The organism is Streptomyces sp. NPDC054786, assembly GCF_053611685.1.
This window is the reverse complement of the sequence record NZ_JBSHAW010000011.1, coordinates 18,005-30,156: the sequence shown is the minus strand read 5'-3', so window position 1 is coordinate 30,156 and position 12,152 is coordinate 18,005. Positions and strand designations below refer to the sequence as shown.

12 protein-coding genes are annotated in these 12,152 nt (G+C 68.4%); 6 read left to right on the top strand and 6 right to left on the bottom strand.

The features are described from left to right. The first annotated feature begins 463 nt into the window (after positions 1-463). Positions 464-682 (top strand): EF-hand domain-containing protein, encoded by a 219-nt coding sequence (locus ACWGI6_RS11625; protein WP_453267320.1) that lies wholly within the window; start codon positions 464-466, stop codon positions 680-682. A gap of 281 nt (positions 683-963) precedes the next feature. Next, positions 964-1,089, top strand: a complete 126-nt coding sequence (locus ACWGI6_RS11620) for a hypothetical protein (RefSeq protein ID WP_453267319.1) — start codon at positions 964-966, stop codon at positions 1,087-1,089. Between the two features lie 60 nt (positions 1,090-1,149). Here the strand turns inward: ACWGI6_RS11620 and ACWGI6_RS11615 are convergent, their stop codons facing one another. From ACWGI6_RS11615 to ACWGI6_RS11600, 4 genes are all read right to left on the bottom strand, one after another. Further along, a complete protein-coding gene (locus ACWGI6_RS11615; protein ID WP_453267318.1) occupies positions 1,150-1,881 on the bottom strand; it encodes a Clp protease N-terminal domain-containing protein in 732 nt (243 codons plus the stop codon). Between the two features lie 914 nt (positions 1,882-2,795). Then, positions 2,796-3,200, bottom strand: a complete 405-nt coding sequence (locus ACWGI6_RS11610; protein WP_453267317.1) for a hypothetical protein — start codon at positions 3,198-3,200, stop codon at positions 2,796-2,798. Positions 3,201-3,638: 438 nt separating this feature from the next. Continuing rightward, positions 3,639-3,809, bottom strand: coding sequence for a hypothetical protein (locus tag ACWGI6_RS11605; protein ID WP_453267316.1), 171 nt, complete (start codon positions 3,807-3,809; stop codon positions 3,639-3,641). A gap of 337 nt (positions 3,810-4,146) precedes the next feature. Then, positions 4,147-4,653 (bottom strand): hypothetical protein, encoded by a 507-nt coding sequence (locus ACWGI6_RS11600; RefSeq protein WP_453267315.1) that lies wholly within the window; start codon positions 4,651-4,653, stop codon positions 4,147-4,149. A gap of 910 nt (positions 4,654-5,563) precedes the next feature. Here ACWGI6_RS11600 and ACWGI6_RS11595 point away from each other — a divergent pair. Beyond that, positions 5,564-6,034: a pyridoxamine 5'-phosphate oxidase family protein gene (locus tag ACWGI6_RS11595; protein WP_453267314.1), complete on the top strand. Its 471-nt coding sequence runs from the start codon at positions 5,564-5,566 to the stop codon at positions 6,032-6,034. 580 nt (positions 6,035-6,614) lie between these two features. After that, entirely contained in the window at positions 6,615-7,574 is a 960-nt protein-coding gene (locus ACWGI6_RS11590; protein ID WP_453267313.1) for an NAD(P)H-dependent flavin oxidoreductase, read from the top strand. 171 nt (positions 7,575-7,745) lie between these two features. On the opposite strand, the gene ACWGI6_RS11585 is transcribed toward ACWGI6_RS11590, so the two are convergent. Continuing rightward, positions 7,746-7,892 carry an LppU/SCO3897 family protein gene (locus ACWGI6_RS11585; RefSeq protein WP_453267415.1) on the bottom strand — a complete coding sequence of 49 codons (147 nt, stop codon included), beginning with the start codon at positions 7,890-7,892 and terminating at the stop codon, positions 7,746-7,748. An 824-nt stretch (positions 7,893-8,716) separates the two neighbouring features. After that, on the bottom strand, positions 8,717-9,133 hold the full coding sequence (locus ACWGI6_RS11580) for a Fur family transcriptional regulator (protein WP_393910458.1): 417 nt from the start codon (positions 9,131-9,133) through the stop codon (positions 8,717-8,719). A 135-nt stretch (positions 9,134-9,268) separates the two neighbouring features. Here ACWGI6_RS11580 and ACWGI6_RS11575 point away from each other — a divergent pair, with 135 nt between their 5' ends. Continuing rightward, a complete protein-coding gene (locus tag ACWGI6_RS11575) occupies positions 9,269-9,538 on the top strand; it encodes a catalase (protein ID WP_453267312.1) in 270 nt (89 codons plus the stop codon). Positions 9,539-9,838: 300 nt separating this feature from the next. Next, positions 9,839-12,070, top strand: a complete 2,232-nt coding sequence (gene katG, locus ACWGI6_RS11570) for a catalase/peroxidase HPI (protein ID WP_453267311.1) — start codon at positions 9,839-9,841, stop codon at positions 12,068-12,070. Positions 12,071-12,152 lie beyond the last annotated feature (82 nt).

The window sequence follows — 12,152 nt, the reverse complement described above, 5'->3', positions numbered from 1 at the left end:
CTGAGCGTGGCCAGGACGAGGCTGCCTGGAGTTCACGCACCGTGTCTGGGTCGATGCCGACCTGCGTTCCTCACCCCCACCAAAGGGAAGGAGTACCGGCACCACGCCCAGGGCGCCACCTGGTGCCGCGGACAGTCGGTCACTGCTCCGAGGAACGTTGCGTCGCAGGTCATCGAGTCGTCGTCGGTGGAGCGCGGCAGCGGCGAAGCGGCGAAGAGACGATGACGGGCGCGGGCAGCCGGATCTCCTGATGCACGAGGCACATCGACCGCCATACCGGGGTTCTGACGCGTCAGGCCGGTGGCGACGGCCACGCCGCCCCGTGCCCGCGGTCGGTGGAGTCATGAGCCTTGGAAGGAGCCCGGTCCGCAACGACCGGCCAGGTGGGTGGGGCAGTGCCCGCGTCGCTCCGGGCGGACGGATAGCCTGGGCCCGTCAGCAAAGAACACACAAGGGCGGACACATGACAGACATCATGGAAACAGCGGCGCGGAAGGTCTTCGAGCGCTACGACATCGACGGGGACGGCCTGGTCACCGCCGACGAATACCGCAAGGCCGTGGCGGAGTTGGAGGGCTCACAGATCACCCAAGCGCAGGCCCAGGAACTGATCGACTCCCTCGACACCAACGGCGACCGCCAGATGTCCTTCGAGGAGTTCTGGGCAGCCATGAACGGCTGACACCACCACATCCGGCACGTGAACCCGCCACAGGCGGTGCAGCCCATTCCCGCTCAGAGCAACATCCGCCCACCGCGCCCCCGTCGCTGCGGAAGCCGGCCAGGGCGCGGCGCCCGGACCTCCTCACATGCCATCCGCTCACCGAGGCCGGTGCGGTCGACGTACAGGGCAACGGCAGCGAGGGCCAGCCGGCGCACAACTCGTGCCTCAGCGTCCCACTGCCACCGAACGGCTGCAGCATCACGCACTCGTGTGCGTGACCAGGACAGCACCCCGATCCCGTGGCCTTCATCGACAAGGCCGTCCAGGAGCGCCGCACCGTCGCTGCCGGCGCAGGCACTGAACCGCGTGCTCAGCGGCAACCGGGCAGCACCATCGGCGCGTACACCGTGGCCTCGCTGCTGTGAGGGCCCGCCCGCCAGACACGGGCGGGCCGCGCCGGACACGGGCGGGCCGGTGCGCCACTGCTACTCCTGGAGCTTCTCCCGGATCGCCCTCAAGGCGGCCACCACATGCTCCTCGGTGTTCGCCTTGTCGAGGCCGAGCCCACTGAGCACGCCCTCGCCGTTCTCCTGCTCCAGCAGCGCCAGCAACAGGTGCTCCGTGCCGACGTAGTTGTGGCCCAGCCGCAGCGCCTCGCGGAAGGTGAGCTCGAGGACCTTCTTCGCGCGGGGGTCGAAGGGCACGAGGTCGGGCACGGCCTCACCGGAGGGCTCCGGCAGCGCCCCGGCCACAGCCTCTGCGACCGTCGCCAGCTCTACGCCCTGGGCGACGAGCACCTGTGCGGCCAGCCCTTCCGGGTCATCGAGCAGCCCGAGCACGAGATGCCCCGTACCGATCTGCGTGTGACCCCCTTCACGGGCCTTGTTCTGGGACGCGACGACGACACTCCTGGCCCGGGGGGTGAACCTGCCGAAATCCTGGTTCATGTCAGACGCCGGCTCGTCCTTCGTCACGAACCGCTTCTGGGCAGCCTGCCGCGTCACACCCATGGACCTGCCGATCTCGCTCCACGAAGCACCAGAACGGCGAGCCTGATCGACGAAGTGGCCGATGAGGTGATCGGCCACTTCACCGAGATGGTCAGCGGCGACGACAGCGCTCTGGAGCTGTTCGAGGGCGCCGCCGTGCACCTTCTTGATCGCCTCGATGAGGTCATCGAGACGGACGGGATTGTTCATCTGAGTCGGTTCCACCATGAGGCAACCCTAGGTTGACAGCCGAGCGAGTGTCAACCCGTGGTTGACACTCGGTGAGGGATTCAGCCGGCCGTAGACGGCCAGGGTGCCCACCACGGGCCGACGGTGATCAACCTTCAGCGGCTCCACACCGGTACGCAGCGCCCCCAGACCAACGGAAGGACACGCCTCCCGCACGGCCCGCCCGTCCAGGCCGGCGTCACCGAGGACGAGTTACTCGGACAACACGGCCATCCGGCGCCCGGCGGCGTCGCACACGGCGCCGCCGGGACGGGGCGTGTGCAGAACCTGCCCTGCGGCGGCCACGGCGCCGGCGTGAACGTCACCGCCGCGCACCCTGCAGCCCGCGCCGACCGTGCCCAGGAACTTGACCTCAGCACGGTCAGCAGTCAGCGGAGCTTCGCGGAGACCCAGCCGGCGACGCAGGCGCAAACAGCATCCTTCGCAGTGACAGCCGTGGGACAGGCACTGCCGCAGATGCGCGCCCGTGGCGGGCGGGGACACTGCTGCTGACTACCGGTGACTACCGGCACGCCCTCCACGGCCGCCGCACCGCTCCAGGCCAATGCGGGTCTGGCCATGGCCTGCTTGCACAACCGGGCACACGCCCTGCACGCCGAGTTACGCCCCGAGGGATCCACACGGCAACGGTGACGAACGCCTCCCGTACCGTCCCCGGCAACAAGGTGACCGACCCTGATGCCATTGGCACTCGCCACTACGACCTGCACCAGCAGCGAGACCCTGCGGAAGGAGTCATCGGCGATCCGGAAACCTTCCGCGCCCCCATCACCGAGCGACCGGTCGATGAGCACGGCCCGGCGACTTCGCCGGACGCAGGCCGGACTGTGTGTTTGCCGAACCGTTCACCGCACGCCGCCCGGCGCCGTGGACGCCGGGCGCGCGGATGACGGTCAGCAGCCGGTGTTGTGCACACCCGGCGTCTCGAAGTCGCCCTGGCCCTCTACCGCCAGGACACCGTAGATGGTGCTGCAGCCCAGGTTCTGGTTCTTGAACTTGTACGTCTTCGTGTCACCCTTCTTGACCGTGAACGCGTTGCTGAAGTGCTTCGCGTTGCCCTTCCGGTAACCGAACTTCACGGTCACCGCGGAGCCGCCGGTCTTCCCGTACACGAGATTCACGGTGTGGCCGCCGTCGATGATGCCCACACAGAACGAGCCGTTGGACAGCGAGGTGCAGGAAGGCCCCGCGTTGCGGGCCGCACCGGCCGGCCCATCGGCCGAAGCCGGAGCCGCCAAGCCCGCGACGGAGAGGAGGGAGGTGGCGAATATGACGCCGGCCCGAGTGCGCTTGCGCATGGAAAACATCCTTTTCCTGCAGGTAGCCGAGTTGATCATCGGCCAGACTACCCAGACGAAATCAAGCCAACAAGGCGGATGTGCCCTGAAAAATCGGACTTCCACGTTCCGGGTGAGCCATGAGATGCAGCAGCGGTCCCACCGGCTTCCGTCCGCCCGGTCCTGGCCCTCAAGGTGCTTCGCACCCCGGGCTCAGGTGCAGCGTCGTTGGGTGAGTCCGCATATCGCCCGCCCCACGGCGACGCGTACGAGCATCCGGACCATGACGGACCCAGACCCTCACATGACTGGACGGTCCAGCAGCCGAGTTCGACGAAGACGATGCCGGTGAACTCCACCAGGCGCCCATCGGCGCGGCGGTCACGGTCTTTGAAGCAGATCTCCTGCAAGCCTTCGGCAGCGATGTACTGCACCCGCTGCTCAGTGACGCCCTGCGCGTCAGGCGGGCAGCCTGGCGGCGTCGGGCCAGGGGCGCGGACGGTGCCAGGCCTGCACGAGCGTGTCCCGTTCGGCATCGCCGAGGTCGTCGAGCCCGTGCTCGGCCAGGACGTCATCGAGCGTGAGCCGGTGCATATCGTCCAGGGGCCGCCCAGGCAGCTCTCCGCCCAAGACGCGCTCCAGCACCGGGCGGTAGCGGCGTCGGTGACAGTGGGCCAGTCAGCATCCAGTCCGGCCCGGCCGCCGATATCGGCCAGCTCGTCGGCCACGCTGGAGCGCCAGTCGGTCATCGTCCCGAAAACATCGAACACGGCGGCATCGACGTCCATACGACATCCCCGGCCCTCAACTCATCGTTTGTCTCGGTGACTTGGCTTTGCCCGTGACGACGAGTCCCCCACCCCACCGCTCCGAAGCCAAGACCAACCTGGCGGTGATCGATCTCATCAGCCGCAGGGTCACACGCGAAACCATCCCGAACCGGCGGTATGCCTGAACTCCGAGTGACTCAGTCGAGTGCGTAGGCCCGCTGACGCGGACCAGGAGGACCGAAGCTCAGCCCGTTCTCATCGAGGGCATTGAAGACGGTTGCCCGGTTCGCCTCGAAGACGAAGCTCACGTCAACGTTCCCTTGAGCCACATCCCGGCCGGTCCACTCGAGCAGTTCGACCCCCTTGAGGGACATGCCCCGCAGAGCACCCAGCTCGGGAAGAGGCTCAGGGCGCCATTGCAGGTCGAAGCCTGACCACCGGACCGGACGACCGATGTCGATCGTGTTCCACGTAAGGGAGAGATCGTCGAACTTGTGATGGTTGACCTCGACCTGCTCGCCATCGAAGTCGAACAGCACGGGACAGTCACAGAACCACTCGTCATCCTTCAAGTCCCAGAGCAACCAGACTCTTGTGAGAGTGCGGCCGGCAAGGCCACGCAGGCGGTGCCCGTGCTCCCGCACAACCTCTCCACGGCCGTGCAACCACACCGGCTGGTATCCGTCGATGCCGAAATCGAACATTGAGTCATCTTGTCAGGGCTGCCCCAGGTCAGCACGACGAAGTCCCAAGTGCCGGCCAACCGCCCACTTCTCAAACACCCCTGTCGGGACAAGGCCCTCTTTCACAGGTCGCCCGAAACAGCTGCGGGCGCTCCTGCCCTGGCAGATAGCTCTCCGCCGTGAACGAGGTCTTGCTGCGCCGGGAGAAGTTTCCCAGCGTGACCCCGGACTCGGTGCCGGCCCGCCCCCGGGCATCCGCCACTGGCACCGGCGCCGTGCCGATTCTCTGACGCAGGCGTCGGGGCGGGCAGGGACGGCCCAGATTCACGGTATGCCGACAGCGCAGCTGCGGGAGGCTCACAGATGGGTGGCGCCCTGAACGCTACTGCGGGCGTGTGGTCACAGGAGCCCGCCCGCTTTGGGGGTATTGGGCCGGTAGTGGTTGATGACGCCTGCGTATTGGTCGGGCCGGGCGGCTCGGTGGGATTCAGCGTGGTCGTACCGGGGCCGACGTCCGCGCAGCAGGAATGATGCGGTGCGGGAGGCCAGACGGCTGAGTGTGGTTTTCATCGGTCCTCCGTTCGTAGCGTTCGGTAGTTCGAGCGTACGCAACGCAGGGCGAGCGTGGAGTGATCCGAGTGAGATTTGAGGTGCACGGCGCAACGTGCCAACTGCCAGTGTTCGCACGGACCGTGGACGCCCTGCCCGCCCCCCCGCCGACCGCCACCGGCACCTTCCCGGCGTCTGCGCTGTAACGCCCCTTCCGCGGAACCGCACTGACGAGCCGCGAACGGCCCGGACACCACAAGAGCCAGTGCGCAGCGCGTCCACGTCGACTGTCGGGCGGCTCTTCCGCTCGGACGGTCCTCCGCCTTACGGCCTAGTTCCGCCGCCGGATGCGACTGAGCGCTGCACGCCATAGCCTCCCCACATGACGACAGTTGACTCTCATCCCTGCGGACCCCGCAGCCCGGAGCAGCGCAAGCACGAGGCGCTGGAACGGCTCGTGCGGGACAACGACGTCTGGGTCGCCACGGCCGACGCCACCGGCGAACCGTGCCTCGTTCCGCTTGCCTTCTGGTGGGATGGCGATGTGGTGTGGCTGTCCACCCGCGATACCAACCCGACCGGGCGCAATCTGTGTGCCTCAGGGCGAGCCCGGCTCTGCTTCGGCCATACCCGGGATGTGGTCCTTATCCACGGCACCGCGCGCATGGTGCCCCGCGAGGAGCTTCCGGCAGAGGTGGGCGACGCCTTCGCCGCCAAGGATGGCTGGGACCCTCGCGAGGACCACCCGTCGTACGTCTTTTTCCAGGTCACCCCGCAGGTGCTGCAAGCATGGGGAACAGTTCCCGAGATGGCCGCAAGGACTCTGATGCGCGACGGGAAGTGGCTGGTCTAAGCCGTGTCTCGCACTGGTCACGGCCACGCGTTGACGACCGCGACCAGCACGGCATCCTCATAGCGAACCGCACTCACGGTGTCCTTGCCAGGTGACTCACATCAGCCTGACCAGGCCAGCAAATGCCAGGCTCTTGTAGGTCACTGTCCGGGCAGGCGGATCGAGCTCGTCGGGGACCTGTCTCGCAAGGCGGCCCGCCGCGGCCCGACGGATTCGGGCACGTCGTCCCCCATGATCCCGCCGCCGCCCGGCACCTGTGTGCGAAACATGGGCTCCGATGCCGTGACCACACCTGTCACCGCATGAGCGTGCCATCTGCCGTCGCGTCTCACCAAGGCCCCTGGCCGCTCGCCGCTGACCGCGCCACATGTCGTCGAGGGCACCAGACCGCTTGAAGTGTCGCCCTTGCTCGGGCGTGCGAACGATCCCTCTCCATCTACGGCGCAAGGCTGGCGGACTTCAGGACCACGTTCTTGAGCTACGCGTGGTGCGGCGGCTGACTCCCGAACTTCGAGCTGCCGCGGAGGCCAGTTGCTGCGTTTGTGATCCTGCTGGTCGAAGAAAACGGCATGATGCGAGCATGACGTGGTCGACGGCGTTCACGGAGATGCTCGGCGTGCGGTACCCGATCGCGCTCGCGCCCATGGGTGGGTCGGCCGGTGGGGCGCTGGCCGCAGCTGTCTCCCGCGGTGGAGGGTTCGGGATCCTGGGCGGCGCGTACGGGGATCCGGAGTGGCTGGCACGTGAGGTGCCGATCGTCGCGAGTACTGAAGGACCGTGGGGTGTCGGATTCCTGACCTGGGGGATCGATCTCGCCGCGGTGGAGCTGGCGTTGAGCTACGGCCCCAGCGCCGTGATGCTGTCCTTCGGCGATCCGAGCCCATATACGGAGCATGTCCGCCGGGCAGGGGCTCTGTTGATCCTCCAAGTCACCGATCTGGAGGAGGCCAAGCAGGCCGTGGACCTGGGCGCCGATGTGATCGTGGCGCAGGGAACCGAGAGCGGTGGGCACGGAGCCGTGCGCGGGCGGTCCACTATGCCGTTCGTGCCCGCGGTGGTGGATCTCGTAGCTCCGGTGCCGGTGCTGGCAGCGGGCGGGATCGCCGATGGACGCGGAGTGGCGGCGGCTCTCGTGCTGGGCGCTGCCGGAGCGCTCATCGGCACCCGCTTCCAGGCCACCACCGAGGCCCAGGTCGGTCCCTCGATCACCAAGGCGATTCTCGAGGGGCGGGGGCAGGACACCGAGCGCAGCACGGTGCTGGACATCGCGCGCGGCTCCCGATGGCCGTCGAAGTACCCCGCTCGCACACTCGGCCACCCGTACCTCGACCGCTGGCGCGGCCGGGAGACCGAGCTCGCCGCCGACCCCCAGGCCCGTCAGGCGTACCAGGACGACGTGGCACGAGGCACCGTGCCGCCGCTGCCGGTCTGGGCGGGCGAGGCCGTCGACCTCATCGCCGACCTGCCCTCTGCGGAGGACCTGGTCTCCGCCATGGCCACCCAGGCCCAGGACGCCCTGACCCGAGCAGGACGCCACTGACCCCCGAACCGTCAGCGCCGTTCCGGCTCGCTCGCCACCCGACGCGGCCAAGCTACCGAGCCATGAGCGATCACTCGCAGCCACACCGCAACTGACCGACCGCGGAGATTTTCCCGTGGCGGGTGACTGTTCCCGAAGGCGAAACCCGCCCCGGCAGTTGCGGGACAGCCCTTAGCGATGCACTGGGGTCAGACACAGCGTGGTATCGCCAAGCCGGCTGCCTCGCTCGGTGTACTCGTCGAATTCCGGTGGGCATTTTCCTTGGCGGGTGGCGCTGAACATGACCTTGTAGTCGGCTTTGGTTTCACTGCAGGCGATGGTGAAGAGGAGAGGGCTGGGTCCGCGTGTGTGCCGCGGTTTTCCAGACAGTCGCCGGCGACCGCGTCGCGGGCGTCTCTCTCCGGGGGCTTACCGTCGTTGGTCACCATGCTCAATACCCAAAACCCTGCCAGGACCACGATCACGGCGCCGAGCGCGACAAGCGGCCGGAGCCACGGACGTCGCGCGGGCCCCGTCGGCGTGAACATCGGGACGCCGGACCGCTGGACCGGCGAAGGCGCGTACGCAAGCTGCTGACCGTGGAAGAACGGACCAGTGTCAGGCGGCCCGTAGGGGGCCGGGCCGCCGTGACCTGCAGGCGGCCCGTACGGGATCGGGCCGGGCCGCTGGCCATGGGGAGTCGGCCCTTGTGGTGGTGAGTACGTCAGCGCATTCGTGCCGGCGCCTGTGATGGCGAGCGGCCTGGCACCGGCGCCGAACTGCACGGCAGGGCGGCCGGCCGTCGCGCTGCAACCGCGGGACAGCACAGGTCAGCGCTCTGCAGATGCCTCAACTGCGCTGTGTCGTCCCACTCCCGGTCTCTCAGTGACGGCGTGGTCGATGGCCCACGCCTCTTCGGCGGCTGCGTCTGCGGTGCGCCGGTTGGGTTTCCGGTTGGGTTGGGTTTCCCGTTGGGTTTCCGGCCGGTCTCCCGGGCGACACCTCATCGAGCTCCTGAGGGCCGTAGGCGGTGCGGGTGCCGGAGAGGGTCATGCCGTTGGCTTCGGCGAGAGACTCCAGGCGGTAGGCGGTACGGGCAGTGCCCTGGAACTCGCGGCCACCGGCGAGCAGTCGACGGATCCCGGCGTCCCGCCGCGGCCGGCTCACGTGCGGGCGCAGTCGGGGCACAGGCCCCGGTAGGTCACCTCGACCTCGGAGACGGTGAAGCCGAAGCGTTCGGAGGCGGGCAGATCGGCCAGTGGGTCGCCGCCGGGGTGCACATCACGAATGGCATCGCAGCCCGAGCACACCAGGTGCTGGTGGGGGCGGTGGGCGTTCGGGTCATAGCGCTTGGCGCGGCCGTCGGTGGCCACCTCGACCACCTCGCCGAGCGAAACGAGTTCGCCGAGGGCGTTGTAGACGGTCGCACGAGAGATTTCCGGCAGCCGGGCGGTGGCGCGCGCGAGTACCTCGTCCGCGGTGAGGTGGACGTGCTCGCCGTCGAGTACCTCGGCGACCACCCGGCGCTGGGCGGTCATCCGCCAGCCACGTCCGCGAAGCCGGTCCAGCAGGTCACTCATGCCCACCAGCCTAACTGTGCATCGTCCGATGAATGAATCCGTACGGGTCTGGTTGTTGTATTGACTTGGATTTAGTCCATCGTAGGATCGGTTCCGGCGACAGCCAAGGGACAGGACAACAGCAGGGAAAAACCCGTGACGGTTCAGGAGACGGGTCCGCTCACCACCGAATCCGGTGCCCTGGTCGCGGACAACCGGAACAGCGAGCAGGCGGGCCCCGGCGGCCCGGTGCCGGCCCAGGACCAGGGCCTGCTGGAGGAGCTTGCCCGCTTCCACCGCGGGCGCATCGTCCACGCGCGCGGCGTCGGTGCCTGGGCGGTCATCACCTCGACGTCAAGGGGTCGCCTCCGGGGTGCGCGATCGTGTACGCCATATCTCCCCTCAAGCCACATATGCCGTGCATGAGGCCCTCCGCTCCCGCGGTCGCGGCGGGAGTCGTTCCGCTTCGGCCCGGTCAGCAGCCCGGCCCCGTCCGGGAGACGCGTTCGCGACGATCGCCGCCATCGTGTGCCGCTCGTGCGGTGTCGTCGCTGACGTCCACTGCACGGTCGGCACGGTCGGCGTGGCACTCTGCCCGACCACCATGTCCTACCGCCACGGCTTTCGGTCGACGAGGCCGAGGTCGTCCACTGGGGCCTGTGCCCCGATTGCTCCACCGGCCGCAGTTCCTGAGCACCGAGTTCCGCACAGTTCGGAAGGATTGCCATGACTGACAACCACGACGCGATCGTCACGGATGCGAAGAGTGAGGAGGCAAGCGGCGGCTGCCCCGTCGCCCATGGGCGCGCCCTCCACCCGACCCAGGGGGGCGACAACCGTCAGTGGTGGCCGCAACGGCTCAACCTGAAGATCCTCGCGAAGAACCCCGCCGTGGCCAACCCGCTGGACGAGGACTTCGACTACGCCGACGCGTTCAAGAGCCTCGACCTTCCGGCAGTGAAACGGGACATCGCCGAGACGCTGACGACCTCACAGGACTGGTGGCCGGCCGACTTCGGTCACTACGGCCCGTTCCTCATCCGGATGGCGTGGCACAGCGCGGGCACGTACCGCATCAGCGACGGCCGCGGTGGCGCCGGTGCAGGCCAGCAGCGTTTTGCCCCGCTGAACAGCTGGCCGGACAACGCCAACCTCGACAAGGCCCGCCGTCTGCTGTGGCCGGTCAAGAAGAAGTACGGCCAGAGCCTTTCCTGGGCGGACCTGCTGGTCCTCTCGGGCAACGTCGCTCTGGAATCCATGGGCTTCGAGACCTTCGGTTTCGCCGGTGGCCGCGAGGACGTCTGGGAGCCGGAGGAGGACGTCTACTGGGGTCCCGAGAACATCTGGCTCGACGACCGGCGCTACACCGGCGACCGGGAGCTGGAGAACCCCCTCGGTGCGGTCCAGATGGGCCTCATCTACGTCAACCCGGAGGGTCCGAACGGCAGCCCGGACCCGATCGCGGCGGCCCGCGACATCCGTGAGACGTTCCGCCGCATGGCGATGAACGACGAGGAGACCGTCGCGCTGATCGCCGGCGGCCACACCTTCGGCAAGACCCACGGCGCGGGCCCGGCGGACAACGTCGGCCCCGACCCCGAGGCCGCCACCTTCGAGGAGCAGGGCCTGGGCTGGAAGAACGCCTACGGCACCGGCAAGGGCGCCGACGCCATCACCTCCGGCCTGGAGGTGACCTGGACCAGCACACCCACCCAGTGGAGCAACGGCTTCTTCGACCACCTCTTCGGCTATGAGTGGGAACTCACCGAGAGCCCGGCCGGCGCCCACCAGTGGAAGCCGAAGGACGGCGCGGGCGAGGGCACGGTGCCGCACGCCCACGACTCCTCGAAGAAGATCGCCCCGTCGATGCTCACCACCGACCTGGCGCTGCGCTTCGACCCGGTCTACGAGCCGATCTCCCGCCGCTTCCACGAGAACCCGCAGGAGTTCGCGGACGCCTTCGCCCGCGCCTGGTACAAGCTGACCCACCGCGACATGGGCCCGAAGTCGCTGTACCTGGGGCCGGAGGTCCCGCAGGAGACCCTGCTGTGGCAGGACCCGCTGCCGGGGGCCGAGGGCGAGGCCATCGACGCTGCCGATGTCGCGGCGCTCAAGGCCAAGCTGCTCGACTCCGGCCTGACCGTGTCCCAACTCGTGACCACCGCGTGGGCGTCGGCCTCGACCTTCCGTGGCAGTGACAAGCGCGGCGGCGCCAACGGCGCCCGTATCCGCCTTGAGCCTCAGCGCGGCTGGGAGGCCAACGATCCCGACCAGCTGGCCCTGGTGCTGCGTTCGCTGGAGGGTGTGCGGCAGGAATTCAACGCCGCCTCCGGTGCCAAGAAGGTCTCCCTGGCCGACCTCATCGTCCTCGGCGGCGTGGCGGCCGTGGAGAAGGCCGCCAAGGACGCGGGCGTCGAGGTTCAGGTGCCCTTCGCCCCCGGCCGGGTCGACGCGACCGAGGAGCACACCGACGTCGAGTCCTTCGAGGCGCTGGAGCCGGCCGCAGACGGGTTCCGCAACTACCTCGGCAAGGGCAACCGCCTGCCGGCCGAGTACCTGCTGCTCGACAAGGCGAACCTGCTCACCCTGAGCGCCCCCGAGATGACCGCCCTCGTCGGCGGTCTGCGCGTCCTGGGTGCGAACCACCAGCAGTCGTCGCTCGGCGTGTTCTCCACCACCCCGGGGTCCCTGACCAACGACTTCTTCGTCAACCTGCTGGACCTGGGCACGACGTGGAAGGCGACGTCCGAGGACGCGAACACCTTCGAGGGTCGCGACGCCGCCACGGGCGAGGTCAAGTGGACCGGCACCCGTGCCGACCTCGTCTTCGGCTCGAACTCCGAGCTGCGCGCGCTCGCGGAGGTCTACGCGAGCGATGACGCGAAGGAGAAGTTCGTGAACGACTTCGTCGCGGCATGGGACAAGGTGATGAACCTGGACCGGTTCGACCTCGTCTGATCATGGCGTCCCGGTCGGCCCGCGTCGGCCGACCTGGACGTCCTCGGTCCGAAGGGTCTCGACATCGTCCCCGCCGGCGCGC

Coding starts and splice junctions, on each gene's coding strand:
- ACWGI6_RS11615 (WP_453267318.1), bottom strand. CDS start 1,881: ATGGTGGAACCGACTCAGATGAACAATCCCGTCCGTCTCGATGACCTC.
- ACWGI6_RS11590 (WP_453267313.1), top strand. CDS start 6,615: ATGACGTGGTCGACGGCGTTCACGGAGATGCTCGGCGTGCGGTACCCG.
- ACWGI6_RS11595 (WP_453267314.1), top strand. CDS start 5,564: ATGACGACAGTTGACTCTCATCCCTGCGGACCCCGCAGCCCGGAGCAG.
- katG (WP_453267311.1), top strand. CDS start 9,839: ATGACTGACAACCACGACGCGATCGTCACGGATGCGAAGAGTGAGGAG.
- ACWGI6_RS11600 (WP_453267315.1), bottom strand. CDS start 4,653: ATGTTCGATTTCGGCATCGACGGATACCAGCCGGTGTGGTTGCACGGC.
- ACWGI6_RS11610 (WP_453267317.1), bottom strand. CDS start 3,200: ATGCGCAAGCGCACTCGGGCCGGCGTCATATTCGCCACCTCCCTCCTC.
- ACWGI6_RS11580 (WP_393910458.1), bottom strand. CDS start 9,133: ATGAGTGACCTGCTGGACCGGCTTCGCGGACGTGGCTGGCGGATGACC.
- ACWGI6_RS11625 (WP_453267320.1), top strand. CDS start 464: ATGACAGACATCATGGAAACAGCGGCGCGGAAGGTCTTCGAGCGCTAC.